The organism is Cronobacter turicensis (assembly GCF_041222865.1).
GTDB lineage: Bacteria > Pseudomonadota > Gammaproteobacteria > Enterobacterales > Enterobacteriaceae > Cronobacter > Cronobacter turicensis.
The window spans coordinates 36,421-52,874 of record NZ_CP165999.1 but is presented as its reverse complement, the minus strand read 5'-3'; the positions used below and the strand labels follow the sequence as shown (position 1 = coordinate 52,874).

Sequence of the window (16,454 nt, the reverse complement as noted above, 5' to 3'; positions counted from 1 at the left end):
TTTACCATCCTTCGGTATGGGCCATAATGCCCGCCGTTGTATTCTGGTCGGTGATGTTTTTGCCGATCTCACTGGCTATATACGGCGCCGCAGCACCCGCTAATCCGGCATTCAGATTACCGCCTGCCAGCCCGCTGACAGCGGCGGTCGCGACGGTGATCGCACGCTGCACATCGCTCCCGGTGCCGGTGTTTTCGGTCACTTTTTTGTAGACGGCCGTATCACGCAAGGCCGCCTGTTTTGCCAGGCGCTCTTTCTCCGGCAGCCCCTGCAGTGACGTGCCCGTTTGGGCTATCGCCGCTTTCAGGCCATCGAGATCGCTCTGCGTGCGCACAATATCGGCCACCTGATTACCGGTATCGCTGACCATCTGCACGGCCTGCAGGCGATTCTGTTCTTTCTCTTTGTTAAAGATCGGGCTGATGGCATCGTTAGCCTGCGTCACATCCCTTTGCAGTCTGCCAGCATCCTGCGAGTTCGCCTTATCGCGAATGGTAATGGTGCCTTCTGACACCGCCGCCTGGGTGGTGCCCTGCGCAACGCCGGTATTGCGTTAACGACCCCGTAATTCATATCCAACCCACTCGCGCGTGCGTGCGGATTTTATAAAATGCCTGTTTTGACGAAGCGGGCTCTGATGACGCCGCTCCTCTCTGCCGCCTTACCTAATCATATTTCTTCGTCTGACCGAATGCAGAGCCGCAACGGGCTGCACGCTATAAGCCCTGCACTTGAGCCATGCATAACGCGCTTTTTGCACAGCGTGTGGATAGTGCTGGCAGGATTTGCCGACGGGATGCCCATACAGATTCGAGTAATGCCAGACTGCATCGTATCCCCCACAACACTCGTTAACTGTACGGCTTCGCCGAGGAACTGAGCGTGGCTTATGTCAACAGGCAGAAGATAAAGCTGTGACTGGAAGGGTAGGATATTGACTTAGAGACTAATCGTTTCATATAAACAATGCTGACATCATTAACATCCATTTTTAAATCATTACATAGAGATATAGCAATGCAATACTCTTCCTCGGTAATTGGAATGTCATATTCACTAAGATGATCGCAAATTTTTTCAAATGCTAATCCTCTTTCATTGTGGTCAACATAGCTAATTGCATCTTGCAACATCCCTGTATCTAGTCAGCCATAAAAAAGAGAGCCGAATTCTTTTATCTTTCCATCTAAACCCTGCATCATTCCCCCTTATTTTATTGGTTTAAATCTACTTGGGATTGGTGAAGCATCAGAAAAAGCAGTAATAACCTTTACAGTTTCTGACTGATAAACGAACCGGGGTAATGGCGGTAATTATCGGGATGTTTATCATTCAGTTGATTTACTTCCTAAGGCAGGATGAAATTCTTTTCTTGATTCTGGATCAGTCCCTCTGACGGGTCCTTCTGAACAAACCCATCCTTTTTAACCCCACCCAAGATGTATTCTCAAGTGTTAAACTTTATAATTTCTGATCGCAGTGTTTCCAGTTTCGCTATGTTCGAAATACTTAATATTTTTTTCAAATTCTAAAAAACCGGATTTAATATTATTAAAACCAAAATCCTCTATCTTTCTATTTTTTAAAGAGATAAAGGAATCCTGGGCTTTATTAAATTTATCGACATCATCCGGTTTGATAAAATTATTAAAGTCAATCGATTCAATTACCACATCTGACTCATGGAAATTTAAATTAATTTCCCCGCCATAAACCAGCATTATCTTAACAGTCGAGCTTTCGAAATCAGAGCAGTCGCCAGCAAGCCATATATATTTATCCCCAATACAAAACTCATTGCCTGTAGAGTGGTAATAATCGCCAGTTTTAGTTGATAACTTAATATATACACATTTAATTCCCGATACCGTTAATTCCGCTCGTTGCAGCATTAGCCTAAAAACATCTAACTCATCAACATTTATGCCTTTCAGAGTTTGGGTAACAATGCTGTTATTGTTTACTATTGCACCGCACCATGATTTCTCATCCATATTTACCACAATATTATTTAATAATACAGATGCCTTTTCTTTTTTATCAATAACATCCAAGATTGAAAAATATGAGTTCAAACCAATAAAATTATCCAGGCAAATCATTTGATTATAACAATCTGATATATCCAATTTATAATTAATCATTTGTAATGACCTTTTTTAAATATATATTCAGTAACTGTATCGTTAGCTATTGGCTTCCCATCAGTCTGCGAAAAACCAGTACTTGGAATAACATTTTTTTCAGTTAAGGTAAAGCCATATTTTTTAGCTTTCTTTTCAATGCCTTTGATTTTTGGATTATTCCATGTACCTTTAACTATAATTGTTCCATTTTGATCCAACACCCTTACAACCTCATCATTAAATGGTTCAAATCCGTAAGGGTTTTCCATAATGATCTTTGTCTGGGAGCCTGTAGCAATATTCGACAAATCATTAACGTCGCCAGCATAGACACCGACCCCTTTAGGGTAATCAGGATGAGAAATATTATAAGCGCCTTCAATCGGTCTGTTACCTGCACCTATATTTAAAATCCCCCCTTCCTGGGGTTTATCATAAAAGGGTTTTTTAACGAGTGTACTTTCTTGCCAAAGATAATTACCCGGAGAAACAATCCCGCTATCAACAAGTTCATTTCCCGCATAGCCACTCTTATAACCCCAGTGTGTACCAGCCACGGCGCCTGCTGCGTTCAGGAAACCTTCCAGGAAGCGTCCTGCGGAATCCGCATTCGGGCCATCATTCAGGAAGGAGGCTGTTGCCTGCCCCATCTGGCTGCCGCCTGTAATCGCATCTTTTACGTTGACTACAAGCCCTGGCGCGCCTGGCAAAAAGTTTAATACTGGCTCGCCAACTCGGCCCCAGTATGCGTGCTCATTCACCGCACCCAGATCGCTTATTGCGTCCTTATACAACCGTTCCTGTGGCGAAATATCCCTTGTATAGGTTAAGGCATCCCAGAAACCCAGTCCGGCCTTATGGTTGTCCGTAATTTTGTTTTTGAGTTCACTGCTTGCGGCGAACGGGAAACCATAATCTTTGAATGTAGCGCCTTCCGAAAACAGGCTGCCCACCATTTTGTTTACGGTATCAGCGTCATAGTATTTTGAATTTTCCTGAAAAAAGGCATTGCGCGCCTGGTCCAGGGCATCGCTTTCATACGCGGTTAACGAACCAAGGTCATGCCAGTCTTTATCGGGATATTTATCATTCAGTTGATTTATTTCCCAGAGCAGGATGAAATTCTTTTATTGATACTGGATCAGTCCCTCTGACGGCCCTTCTGAACAAACCACTTTTTTACCCCGTCAAAAAATTTATTCTTAACTGCTAAAATTTATAATGTTTGATGGCAATATCTCCAGTTTCGCCATGGTCAAAATACTTGACATTTTCATAAAACCCTAAAAGCCCGCACTTTATATTATTAAAACCCAAATCTTCTATCTTTATTCTTTTTAAAGAGATAAAAGAATCATATGCTTTATTGAAATTATCAACATCAAGAGGATTAATAAAGTTATCATAGTTAATCGATTCTATAACTATATCTGACTCATAAAAACTTAAATCAATCTCTCCATCAAAAATCAGGATAATGTCAATGACCGAGTTTCCGTAATCAGAGCAACTGCCAGCAAGCCATATCTGCTTATCCCCAATACAAAACTCATTCCCTGTAGAATGATAATAGTCACCAGTACTTGTTGACAACTTAATATATACACACTTTATTCCTGAAACCACTAATTCCGCCCGTTGCAGCATTAAAGTAAAAACATCCAAGTCATTAACACTTAAATCATTCAAAACCTTGGTCACAATACTGTTATTGTTATTGCCAGCTATTGCACCATACCATGATTCATCATGCATATTTACAACGATATTATTTAATAAAATAGTTGCCCTTTCTTTCTTACTTACAAGATCCAGAATTGAGAAATATGAATTCAAACCAATATTATTATCCAAACAAATTAATTTATGGTAACAATTCGTGATATTTATATTATATTTCATCATTTATGATCACCTTTTTTAAATTTATATTCAGTAACTTTTTTGTTTTTTATTGGCTTTCCATCAGTCTGTGAGAAACCAGTACTTGGAATAACATTCCTTTCAGTTAATGTAAACCCATATTTTTTAGCATCCTTTTCAATCCTTTGGATTGCTGGATTATTCCATGTACCTTTAACTACAATTGTTCCATCTTTATCTAAAACCCTTAAAACCTCATCATTAAATGGTTTAAATCCATAAGGATTTTCCATGATGATTGTTTTTTGGGAGCCTGTAGCAATATTCGACAAATCATTAGCATCGCCAGCATATACACCGACCCCTTTAGGGTAATCAGGATGAGAAATATTATAAGCGCCTTCAATCGGTCTGTTACCTGCACCTATATTTAAAATCCCCCCTTCCTGGGGTTTATCATAAAAGGGTTTTTTAACGAGTGTACTTTCTTGCCAAAGATAATTACCCGGAGAAACAATCCCGCTATCAACAAGTTCATTTCCCGCATAGCCACTCTTATAACCCCAGTGTGTACCAGCCACGGCGCCTGCTGCGTTCAGGAAACCTTCCAGGAAGCGTCCTGCGGAATCCGCATTCGGGCCATCATTCAGGAAGGAGGCTGTTGCCTGCCCCATCTGGCTGCCGCCTGTAATCGCATCTTTTACGTTGACTACAAGCCCTGGCGCGCCTGGCAAAAAGTTTAATACTGGCTCGCCAACTCGGCCCCAGTATGCGTGCTCATTCACCGCACCCAGATCGCTTATTGCGTCCTTATACAACCGTTCCTGTGGCGAAATATCCCTTGTATAGGTTAAGGCATCCCAGAAACCCAGTCCGGCCTTATTGTTGTCCGTAATTTTGTTTTTGAGTTCACTGCTTGCGGCGAACGGGAAACCATAATCTTTGAATGTAGCGCCTTCCGAAAACAGGCTGCCCACCATTTTGTTTACGGTATCAGCGTCATAGTATTTTGAATTTTCCTGAAAAAAGGCATTGAGCGCCTGGTTCAGGACATATTTTTCATCCGGTGTTAATGAACCAGGGTCATGACGGTATTTATCGAGATACTCATCACTCAGTTGATTTGTCTTATCAAGGAAAATGAGATCCTTTTCTTCATCCTCGGCCAGCCCTTCTGTCAGCCCCTTGTGAACTAACGCATCCTTTCTTTTCCTGGAGTCTTCCCCCAAAAAGTTATTCTCAACCGTCGTCTGCCCGGCCTTCGCGGCGGTCGCTGTCGCTTCCGTGCTGTTACCCGCCAGTGCGCCTGCCAGGCCGGATGCCAGCGTAGAGAGTGCCGCAATGGTCTGTTTTTCGGTATCCGTCAGCGCTGCAGGAGATTTGCCGTACACTTGCTTCGCCAACAAAATTCCCATCGATTCACCGACAACTGCGCCAGATGCACCGGTCAGTGCGTCCTGCCCCTGCACTTTCGCCAGCACGGCGTTGACCACCGCGTGGGCCATAATGCCCGCCGTTGTATTCTGGTCGGTGATGTTTTTACCGATCTCATTAGCGATATACGGCGCCGCCCCCCCCGCTAACGCGGCATTCAGGTTTCCGCCTGCCAGCCCGCTGACAGCGGCGGTCGCGGCGGTGATCGCACGCTGCACATCGCTTCCGGTGCCGGTGTTTTCGGTCACTTTTTTGTAGACGGCCGTATCACGCAAGGCCGCCAGTTTTGCCAGGCGCTCTTTCTCCGGCAGCCCCTGCAGTGACGTGCCCGTTTGGGCTATCGCCGCTTTCAGGCCATCAAGATCGCTCTGCGTGCGCACAATATCGGCCACCTGATTACCGATATCGCTGACCATCTGCACGGCCTGCAGGCGATTCTGTTCTTTCTCTTTGTTAAAGATCGGGCTGATGGCGTCGTTGGCCTGCGTCACATCCCTTTGCAGTCCACCAGCATCCTGCGAGTGTGCCGTATCGCGAACAGTGATAGTGCCTTCTGAAACCGCCGCCTGGGTGGTGCCCTGCGCATGTCCGGAACTGCCCACGGCCGACATGAGCGTACTGGCCGCACTGAGAGCCCCCTGCGGCCCAAAGCTACCGGAAGAGCTGAAGCCGCCGCCTGAGTGCGACACCTTATAATCCGCTTTGTTGGTAAGGTTACTGTAGCCCAGCGTACCAGTATCAAGGCTGTTTTTATCCGCCGTAGCGGCGCTGCCGATCGCCCCGCCATTGAGCTGGGTATGGCTTCCGACAGTGACGTCAAAGCCATCTTTACCAGCGAAAATCCCGCTCTGCTCAGCAACGCTCTTGAAGGTGCTGTGCATTTTGTCCTGGCTAAAATTAACATAGCCAGAACCCGTCATGCTGCCGAAGGTGAAACTGCCGCCTGCGCTCACGCTGCTCTGTTTGGAGTCGTAGTGATTGCTGTCCTGCAGACTGGTAATTGTCAGGTTGCGCCCGATATCCGCCGTCACCTGGCTACCACTCACCTGCGCGCCAATCAGCGATGCATCCTGTCCGCTGTGCAGCGATACTTTGCCACCGCTATCCAGCGTGGTTTCGGTCCAGTCGGTGCCGTCACCCTTTTCCTTGCCCTTCGCCGCATTCACATTTGCAAAGACGCTCAGGCCCGCACTTCCCTGACCAACCCCAAAGCTGACGCCCACGCCGCCGCCACTGCTGCTGTTACTGCCGGTGGTTTTCTGCGTATTCGCCGCGCCGGTCAGGAGAATATCCCGCGCCGCATTCAGGCTGGCATCGCCGCCCGCTTTCATGCTGCTGCCCGCAACCACAATATCGCCGCTGTTAGCGCCGTGATTTTTACCGGTGGCGTTAATCGACAAGTTGTTTCCGGCATTCAGCGTCGAACCGGTGACCTGGTCAGATACCTGATGCTGTTCAGATTTTGATTTTTGCGTGGTCAGAGAAACGCTGACGCGGATACCGGCATTAGGCTCACCGGTGGTGTCCGCCATCTCTTTGCCCTGTACTGCCTGATAACCGGAAAGCACCGATTTGGTCGCCTGCAGCGCGGCAAGACGAGAATCGCTTTGCTTTGTAGCGTCCTTTGCCGCCGTCACTGCATTATTGACGGCATCGACCACAGCCCCCGTAAGCGCCACGGTTAACCCGCTGCTCTTCTGTTCAAATTTCTGATCAGTCGTACGTTTATCGTGCCCCGGCTCGATAACCACGCTGTCGCCGGTAAGCGTGAGGTTTTTCCCCGCCACCAGATCGGCGCCGCTGACACGCGCCTGTTCGCCCGCCGTGACGGTCACGTTGCCACCGGTCGAGCCGACGGTGCTGACGCTCTGGCTCTGGGTGGTACCTTTTTCTTTCAGCTCATGGCGCGTTTTGCTGCTGCCGATGGTAAAGCCGATCCCACCAGATCCCATCAGGCCGCTCTTTTTCTTCTCTTTGAGCTGCCAGTTCGAATCGGTGTTGGTCGCCGCCGCGATCTCCACGTTTTTACCGGCACTCAGCGCGACGTTACCGTCACCTGCCACCGCCGAGCCTTTGACGAGCAAATCTTCGCCCGCCTTCAGCGTGACATTATCGCCGCTCAGCAGCGTGCCCGCTTCGCGCGTGGCGCTCTGCTCAGAGACCGTGTGCGTGGTGGTTTTCTTGAGGAAACCTTTTTTGGTTTTGGTTTCCTCTTTGTAGTGGTAATCGCTCTCGGTGGCGGTCGCGAGGTTAATATCGCGCCCTGCCGTCACGCCGATGTCGCCCTTCGCCGTAGCCTGCGCCGCGTCGGCATTCATATCGCGCCCGGCGACAATGACCGTGTTACCGCCGCTCGCCAGCTCCGTGCCCTGCTGACGCACGGACTCGTTGATGGTGGTTTTTTTCTTCGAGCGGTAGCTGTCGCCTGAGGTAGTGGCCTCCGCGTTCAGGTTAACGTCGCGTCCGGCCTGGACGCCGATATTGTCCTCCGCCGCCAGGGCCGCCGCGTGCGCGTTGATGTCCCGGCCTGCGCTCAGCGTCAGGTTGTCGCCAGCGGAAACGGTGGTGCGATCGAGCCCGGTGCTGTGTGTTTCTTTCTTGCCGTTCTGGCTGTTTTTACTGGTTTGCAGCGCGTCGAGATTGAGATCGCCGCCTGCCGCGAGGGCCGCGTTGCCGCCTGCCTTGATATCGCCTGCCGCCACGCTCAGGTTGTCGCCGGCTTTGATGCCGAGATTGCCGCCTGCGCTGAGGGTGCTGCCCTGGTAAGTCACCGAAGAGCGGCTGGTGTTGGTGTTATTGCGTAAACCGGACTGCCCGTAAGCATCGTTTACCTGGTTGGCATTCACCGCGATATCGCCCCAGGCGTTCATCAGCAGATCGCCGCCGGAGGTCAGGTTCGCGCCGGTGAGCGTGATGTTTTTACCGGCCTGTAAGGCCAGACTATCCTGCGCGCTGATGGTGGCCGTGCTGCCGAGCGTGGTGTCTTTCAGCATGACGCTGCCGTACTTGCCGCGCGCGTCGATGCTCGTCTGTTCGGCAAGCGTAATGTTGTTAATGCTGCCGTCGGCGCTCTCCAGCGCCACGGTTTTCCCGCTGATGGCTGAGCTGATGTTATTGATGTCGCCAATGGCGCTCAGGCTCAGGCCGCCGCCTGCTTTCATCAGGCCGTCGTTAAGGTTGCTGATGCTGTTCTGGCTGTCGAGTTTGAGATCCTGTCTGGCCAGCAGCGTGCTGCCGCTGTTGGTGATGTCGCCGCCTTTCAGGCTGACGTTATTCCCCGCGATCACGCTACCGTTATTAACCGTGACGTCCTTCGGCGAGAGGTAGAGTTTGGGGATCATCACCGTCTCGCCATTCACCGTGGCGGACTCCCACCAGAGAATGCTTTTATCAAGCGAGGCGATCTGATCGCGCGTCAGCGCCACGCCAAACTTCAGGCCCAGCGATTTTTGCTGCGCGGCGGCGCTGTCCATCAGGTACTGCATCTGCTGGAGATCGGAGCCGACGCCGTTGAGATAGCGGTTGCCGGTCTGGTTCAGCAGCGTATTGCTGACGTAACGCGTGTCGAACGCGGCATCGCCGAGGAAGCGGTAGTCATACTCCGGGTTAAGGTTGAGCCGCCCGAGCATGTATGACGAGCCGAGGAACTGTTTTTCATTGGTGAAGCTCGTGCGCGTCTCACGCGGCGCGGCGCCAGGCTGGACGCCCAGCAGCTTATTGAGATCGCCAAACAGCGCCGGATCGAGCTCGCCCAGGCCATCCAGTTTCGGGTTAACGTTGATCAGGTACGGGCTTTTGGGGTTATCGGAGACCACGAAAAAGCCGTTGTTGCCAGAAGGCAGCGGATACGCGCTGGTATCGACGGGTTTGCCTGGCGTGTTCGCGAGCGCGCCGCCGGTGATATTCGCCGCGCTCGCCGCCGTTACGCCTGCGCTGGCGAGGCCAGAAGTATTGCCAAGATTCGCTTTACCCGCTTTGGTGGCAGAGAGGTTAGCCAGCGCGCTGCCGCCTGCGCTGTTCTCCAGCGCACCGCCGCCGCTGATCTGTTGCAGCGCGCCCTGAAGCTGATCTTTCCATTCTGGCGAATTGACGGCGACCGCCGCGCCACCCGCCAGGCCCTGTTTTTGCACGCTACCGCCAATACTTTGATGGCTCAGAGTATTTAGGGGTGGCGTGTTTATGGTGTTGCTGACTTTTCCTGCGTTCGCGGTGGTGCTGGTGTTACTGATATTATCGGCAAAATTCGCGGTGACGTTACCACCGGCTTGTATAACGGCGCGGTAGAGTTCGCCGTTTTCAGTTTCTGTTACATAATTTTCAAATTTATAAGCTACATCCCTGAGATACCGAGTGCCGTTCATCGTATAACCCGTGGTATCAACATTCCGCGAGCCAGGCTTGGGTCCCGAGTAGTTATATACTGCATATTTAATATGCGTACCGGCTTGATAGCTTTGGTTATTTAAACTTTTGCCTTCCAGATTAATGTTATTATTTGCGGTTATGTTACTGGCTTGGTTATTAAGCACGCCTGCACTAATCATCAGGTTTCGGCCTGAAGAAATACGAGCACCACTACCTTCGGCTGATATTTGTTGCTGTGTTTTTTCTAATATAAACTTCCGCGTTTCGTACTCTTTAAGAGGATGATAATAAATAATGTTGTATGCATAACGGAAACAAGGTACACCACTGCAGCTACCTGAGGTTTCGTTAGAAAGAGCAATATATGAATCCTGAACCAGGGTATCTATTCCTAAGTCAGCGACAGGAATATTTACATTCGGTTGTCCCATCCATGCATAAGTAGAGCCTGAACTCTGGGTTTGCATGGTTAATTGAAGCCCTGCTCGTTCATTACGCAGGCTTGCGGTCTTAATCGTAATATCGCCGTTCTGCGTCTCGATATTACCGGAGGTATTCACCACTTCCGCATTTGCATTACCCGCCGCGTCTTTCTGCATCCACAGGCTGTTGCCCGCGAGAATATCGCCGCGCTGGTTGGTGATGCTGTTGGCGTAGAGCGCCAGGTTATTGGCCGCATAGAGCAGCGCGGTATTGACGATATTGCCTGGCGCGGTGAGCGTCAGGCTGCCGCGGGTGCCGGTAAAGCCGTCCACGGTGATATTACCGCGGCTCGCAATAGTCACATCGCCGCCGCCCTGTAACGTGCCTGCGCCGTTCAGCGCCACGCTGCTGCCGCCGAGCGTGCTCGCGCCGCTGCCGGTCGTGATCTGTCCGTTGTTGGTGAGCGCGCCGCCCGCGCTGACATTCACCGCCTGGCCCTGCAGCACGCCGCGGTTATCGATGGCGCCATTGCTGGTGACGGTGAGCGTTTTCCCGGCCGCCAGCGCGTTGTTATTGGTAAACGCGTTAGTGAGCTTAAGCGTCAGATTGCCGAGCGCCACCAGCTGGCCCGCCGCGTCCAGCCCCGCGCTGTCAATCCACAAATCGCCGCCGGAGAAGAATTTGCCCGCCGCCTGCTGGTTGACCTGACTGGCATTCACCGTCAGTTGGTTATTACCGAGCAGCGTGCCGTTGTTGTTGAGCGTGCCGTAGTTGACCGTCAGCGCCCCGCCCTGCGTCGTGCCCTGGTTGGTGAACGAGGTGCCGGTCAGCGTGCCCTGATCCGCAAGCCAGGTGCCGCTGTTGGTCGCATTCGCGGCATTCAGAATAAGGTTCGTCGCCTGCAGCCAGCCCGCGCCGGTGAACTGCGGCGTGGTGAGCGTCAGCTGGCCGCCGGAAAGCAGCTTACCGTCGTTGCGCGCCGACGTGGTGGCCTCCACCCGCGTGGCGCCGCCGCCCTGCATCAGCCCATAGTTCAGGAGCACCGGCGTGGTCACGGCGAGATCCTGGCGGCTGACAATCTGTCCGCCCGCGTTATTGGTGAGCGAGCCGCGCGCGGTGAGCGTCACGCCGTTATCGCCCTGCAACCGGCCGCTGTTGGTCAGGTCGCCGGTGGTGACATCCAGCGTGCCGCCCTGCACCGCGCCCTGGTTATTTACCGCGCCTGCGTTCAGCGTCAGCGCGCCGCCGGTTAACAGTTTGCCGCCGCTGGTCTGGGTGAGATCGTTATTGACCGTCGCCGTCAGGCCGTTGACGCCCGTGATAGCGCCGTCGTTACGCAGGCTGTTGCCGGTGAGCGTCAGGTTTTTCGCCGCCCATTCGCCCTGGTTCGTCATGGCGAGCGCGTTCAGCGCTGCCGTGCCGAGCGCCGTGATTTTACTGCCCGCCAGGCTGGTGAGATCGCCGGAAAGCGTGATGTTCAGGCCGTCCGCGCTCTGGATAGCGCCGCTGTGGTCGAGGCGCTGGGCGTTCAGCAGAATGTTTTGCCCCTGCCAGCGCCCGGCGTTGGTCACCGCGCCAGAATCAATACGCAGCGTGCCGCCGGTGAGCAGCGCGCCGTTCGCGCCATTGATCAGCTCGCGCGCCGGTACAGCCAGCAGCATACGGGCCATCCGCGGTTGTGGGCGGGCGGTGAGCGTCAGCCCCTGCACGCCGGTCAGGGTGCCCTGGTTGTTGATCTGGTTCTGGTACGCGCTCAGGGTATCGCCCTGCAGCGCGCCGCGGTTGGTCAGCCGCTGGCCGTCGAGCGTCAGCGCGCCCTGGCTCAGCAATGAGCCGTTGTTGGCAAGCTCGCCCGCCGTGACAGTGGCCGCGCCCTGGCTTAACAGCGAGCCGTTGTTGGTCAGCGTGCCGCGCGTCTGCGCGCCCAGCCCGCCGAGGCTGATTAACGTGCCGCCGTGGGTCCAGTTGTCGGCGTCTACATTGACCTGCTGGCCCTGCAGCGTCCCGCCGGTGTTAAGCGTTCCGGCGTTAAGCGAAAGATCGCCACCGCTCAGCGTGCGGGCATTCGCGCCCGTGGTGAGGGTGTCGCCGGTCGCGGTCAGCCCTTTCGCGCCCTGCCACAGGCCGTTGTTTGTAAGCCGATTCGCCTGAAGCGTCAGGGTATCCGCCACCATCCGCCCGCTGCCGGTGAGGCTGTCGGCGTTAAGCGCCGCGTCGCCACGGCTGACCATCTGCCCGTCATTGGTAAGCGCGCCCTGAACGGTGCCCGTGAGCCCCTGAATGCCGTTTATCACGCCGCGGTTATCGAGGCTGCCGGCGGTCAGCGTCAGCGTGTCGCCCTGCACTTGTCCGGCGTTAGTCAGCTGGTTGCCGTTGAGTGTCAGCGCGCCGCCAGAAAGCCAGGTGCCGCTGGCGTCGTTCGTGAGCGTCTGTGCAGTGGCCTGCGCGTGCTGCGCGCCCTGAATAAGCCCGCTGTTGTGGAGGATTCCGGCACCCAGCGTGACGTCATCCGCTGCGAGCGTGCCGCTGTTGGTCATCGTCCCTGCGGTAAGCTGCGCACGTCCGTCGGCCATCAGTCGCCCGGCGTTATCCAGCGCGCCATTGAGCGAGGCATCAAGTGCCGCGGCGTTGATATCGCCGCCGTTGATGAGCGTGTTGCCCCGGAGCGTCAGCCCGTCGTTAACCGACAACTGCCCCTGGTTCTCCAGACGATCGAGATCCAGCGTCAGGCCGCCGCCGGTGGCAAGCTGGCCGTGAGCGCCATTATAAAGGTTACGCGTGGTGAGGCTCAGGCTGTCGTTGCCCGCAAGCGTCCCGCGGTTAGTGATGCCGGGCGCCTGAACGGTCAGCGCGCGTGCCGCCAGCGTGCCGTCATTCGTCAGCTGCGCCGCGCTCACGTCCGCCTGGTTCTGGCTCAGCAGCGCGCCGTTATTCTCAAGCGTCTGGCTCAGCGTGGCGTTCAGGCTGTCGGTCGCCTGCAGCGTACCGCCGTTACGCAGGTTGTCGCCGGTCACGCTGAGCGCGCGGCCCTGCATCTGGCCCTGGTTGTCGAGCGTCGTGCCGTTGAGCGCGAGCGTATTGCCGCCGGTGACTTTACCGCCTGCGGCGTTGGTGAGCGTGGCGCCATCCCAGTTCAGCGCATCGCTGCCCTGCAGCAGCCCGCTGTTTTGCAGATCGCCATGCAGCGCCAGCACTTTCGCCATCAGCGCACCGCGGTTATCCGTATTACCGGCACGGATATCAAGCGCCTGCTGACTTAACACGTTGCCCTGGTTGGTCAGAGTGCCGTCAATCTGTGCGGTGACGCCGTTTTGCCCGAGCGCGTTGCCCTCGTTGCGCCAGTCCTGCGCGGCGACCGCGAGCGTGTCGCCCTGTAACAGCCCGGCGTTGCTGAGCGTGTCCTGATCCAGCGCAAGCGCGCCGCCCGCGAGCACCACCCCGCCCTGCTGGTTATCAAACTTTTTACCGTGCGCGGATACATCGCCGGTCGCCTGCAACGCGCCGCTGTTGGTGACGGCGGCGCTGTCGAGATCGAGCGTGGCGGCCGCCAGCGTGCCGGTGTTGGTGAACGCCGGCGTGGTAAGGTGCAGCGCGTCGGTCGCGACCAGTTTGCCGCGGTTATCAGCGTGTTTCGCCAGCGACAGCAGCAGCGCCGTGGCGCTAAGCTCGCCGCCGTTGGTGAGCGTGCCCCCGTCCAGCGCCAGCGTACCGCCGGTGCGCAGCGCGCCCTGGTTGTCGGTGTCACCCGCTGTCACGTTCAGCGCGCGGTTGCCCTGCACCAGCCCCTGGTTTTGCAGTTGATCTGCGGCGATCGTCACCTGCTCTGCCGCCAGCGTGCCGCCGGAGCTGAGCGTGCCGGTATTCAGCGTAAGCGCGTTATCCGCCAGCAGGCGGCCAGTATTGTTCAGCGACGCGATATCGCCGCTGAGATTCACCCCGTTAATCTCGCCGCTGTTTACCAGCGACTGGCCGCGCAATGAGAGATCGCCGTCGGTGCTGATCAGACCCTGATTGGTGAACGCCGGGAGGGTCAGATGCAGATTGCGGGCGCTGTACAGCGTACCGCCGGAGAGGTTATCGAAACTGTCGTAAGCCATATCGAGCGCGCGATGGCTCTGTAACAGTCCGCCGTTCGTCAGCTGCGCGCCGCGCAGCGTCAGATCGCCATCGGTGGTGATTTGCCCCTGGTTGTTGAGCGTCGGAACGGCAAGGTTCAGGCTGGCCGGGCTGTACAGCGTGCCGCCCGCGAGATTATCGAGGCGATCGGTTGAGAGATTAAGCGCGCCACTGCCTTTCAGAAGGCCGCGGTTAGTGATTTGTTTACCGCGCAGCGTCAGCGCGTCGCCCGTCAGCGTGCCGCTGTTGTTAAGAGACTCATCGCCCTGAAAAGTGGTCGCGACCGAGTCAGATTTACCGCCGTGGCTCAGGCGCTGCGCCGTGACGTTCAGCGCGCCCTTTGCCGCATGCGTGCCGTCAAGCGTCGCGTCATGGGCGCTAATGGCGAGATCGCGACCGCTTTGCAGCTGCGCGTCCTGCTGCGTGGTGACGGCGTCACCGGTCAGCGTCAGGTTACCCGCCGCGATCGTCTGGCCGTTGAGATCCGCTTTACCGACCGCATCAAGACGAATATCGCCCTGGCTTGTAGTGAGCGCTCCCTTGCCGGAGGTAACCTGTTGAGCCTGTATATCGAGGCGTTTTGTGCCGGAAAGCGTGCCGTTCTGCTCAAGCTCGCCGGTGTTGGCCGCGAGTGTGCCCTCCGTCAGGATTTTCCCGTTGGTCCCGTTGCGCAGGCTGTCTGTAAAGTTAAGGGTGGCATCGCCGCGCGCGCTGACGGTGCCCTGTTGATCGAGCGTTTTGCCTTTCAGCGTCAGTGCCGACGCGCTCTGCAGCACCCCGCTGTTGGTCACGGCATCGCTGTCAACCGTTACGCCGTTGCCCTGCAGCGTTCCGCGGTTATTCAGGCGGGTGGTTCGGGTATCGAGGCGCCCCGTGGCGGCAATCTGCCCGCTGTTGGTGAGGCTGTCGCCTGCTATCTGCGCGTTGCCGCCGGCGTTGATTTGCGCCTGGCTCGCGAGCGCGCCGCCGGTGAGGGTGACGTCACGTTTAGCGTCAAGACGGCTATTGTTATCCAGCGTGACGGCTTTGCCGTTCAGCGCCTGGCTCTGGCCGCTGGTGAGCGTACTGGCGCTGGCGGAGAGCGTGCCATCGGCGGCAAGCGTCATGGCGCTGTCGCTTGCGAGCGCTGCGTGATCCAGCGCCACATTACCGCGGCTGCTGACCGCCAGCGTACCGCCGGTTTTATGCTCGCCCATGAGCGTGACGTTGTCGCCTTTCGCCGTCAGGTTGCCGCTCGCCAGGCTGTTTTTGACCGTCAGTTTGCCGCTGGCGTCGAGCGTGATATCGCCCTGGCGCGCATTGAGGTTGCCAAGGTTAACGCCCACTCCCTTATCACCGGACACCAGTCGAATGCGGTTGGCGTACATGCCGCCGAGCGCGCCGGTATCGACCGCCACCAGAGGGGCATTGCCTTCACCGGCCATCGCGGTGCGGCTGCCGTCTGCGTTAACGCGGTTCGCGCCCGCCGTCACGTTCAAATCGCGCGCGTGGATCGCCGCGTTCACTTCGGTGGCGCGGGAGATAATCGACAGCGCGTCGCTCTGGCTGGCATCAAGCCCTTTGCCTTCCACGGTGATGGTGCCGCGGGTGACCTCCAGCGCGGAGAGATTGCCTGCGGCGTCGAGCACCGGCTTGCCGGTGGTCAGCGTGACGTTCGGTGTGTTGATAAAGCCGCAACCGTTACAGGTAATGCCATACGGGTTCGCCACCATGACGTTCGCGGCTTTACCCGCCACCTCGGTGTAGCCGTTGAGCTGCGAACGGCTGCCGCCCGTCACTTCGTTAATGATACCGCGCGCTTCCAGGCCTGCTTTCAGGTTCGGGTTGTTCTGGATAAGCCCGCCGAGCTGGGTCTTGTTCAGCTGCCCGGTGGCGTTATTGAGAATGACCCCCTCCTGGCCGACGTTATAGTCTTTGAACTGGTTATGGGAGATCCCCGCCGCGTTGGGCTTCGCGATGTTCACCACCGGCACGCCGTTACCTGCTTTATCCATCGCCGTGGGGCCTGTGGGCGTCATGGCCGCTGCAAAAGCTGGCGCCACGGGCTGCCAGACCAGCAGGGAAATAATGAGGTAGCTCAGCAGACGAGCGGAAAAACGCACGGGCGGTTGACGGGTATCCATGACC

At 55.3% G+C, this 16,454-nt stretch carries 6 protein-coding genes; all 6 read right to left on the bottom strand.

The window, feature by feature from the left end:
• Nucleotide 1 precedes the first annotated feature (1 nt).
• Nucleotides 2-514, bottom strand: coding sequence for a hypothetical protein (locus tag AB8W27_RS21140; RefSeq protein WP_282914032.1), 513 nt, complete (start codon nt 512-514; stop codon nt 2-4).
• A 373-nt stretch (nt 515-887) separates the two neighbouring features.
• Nucleotides 888-1,133: a MafI family immunity protein gene (locus AB8W27_RS21135; RefSeq protein ID WP_369833025.1), complete on the bottom strand. Its 246-nt coding sequence runs from the start codon at nt 1,131-1,133 to the stop codon at nt 888-890.
• A gap of 321 nt (nt 1,134-1,454) precedes the next feature.
• Nucleotides 1,455-2,144 (bottom strand): hypothetical protein, encoded by a 690-nt coding sequence (locus AB8W27_RS21130; RefSeq protein WP_282914031.1) that lies wholly within the window; start codon nt 2,142-2,144, stop codon nt 1,455-1,457.
• The gene (locus AB8W27_RS21125; protein ID WP_369833024.1) at nt 2,141-3,082 is read right to left on the bottom strand and encodes a hypothetical protein; all 942 of its coding nucleotides are present in this window, start codon (nt 3,080-3,082) and stop codon (nt 2,141-2,143) included. Before AB8W27_RS21125 ends, AB8W27_RS21130 begins: the two co-directional genes overlap by 4 nt.
• Nucleotides 3,083-3,335: 253 nt before the next feature.
• Complete coding sequence (locus AB8W27_RS21120) at nt 3,336-4,031, bottom strand: hypothetical protein (protein WP_282914057.1); 696 nt, start codon at nt 4,029-4,031, stop codon at nt 3,336-3,338.
• Nucleotides 4,028-16,450 (bottom strand): hemagglutinin repeat-containing protein, encoded by a 12,423-nt coding sequence (locus AB8W27_RS21115; protein WP_369833023.1) that lies wholly within the window; start codon nt 16,448-16,450, stop codon nt 4,028-4,030. Before AB8W27_RS21115 ends, AB8W27_RS21120 begins: the two co-directional genes overlap by 4 nt.
• Nucleotides 16,451-16,454 lie beyond the last annotated feature (4 nt).

Bases quoted from the DNA above. Each gene is read 5' to 3' on its own strand.
- AB8W27_RS21135 (WP_369833025.1), bottom strand. From the start codon at position 1,133: ATGTTGCAAGATGCAATTAGCTATGTTGACCACAATGAAAGAGGATTA.
- AB8W27_RS21130 (WP_282914031.1), bottom strand. From the start codon at position 2,144: ATGATTAATTATAAATTGGATATATCAGATTGTTATAATCAAATGATT.
- AB8W27_RS21125 (WP_369833024.1), bottom strand. From the start codon at position 3,082: ATGGTGGGCAGCCTGTTTTCGGAAGGCGCTACATTCAAAGATTATGGT.
- AB8W27_RS21120 (WP_282914057.1), bottom strand. From the start codon at position 4,031: ATGATGAAATATAATATAAATATCACGAATTGTTACCATAAATTAATT.
- AB8W27_RS21115 (WP_369833023.1), bottom strand. From the start codon at position 16,450: ATGGATACCCGTCAACCGCCCGTGCGTTTTTCCGCTCGTCTGCTGAGC.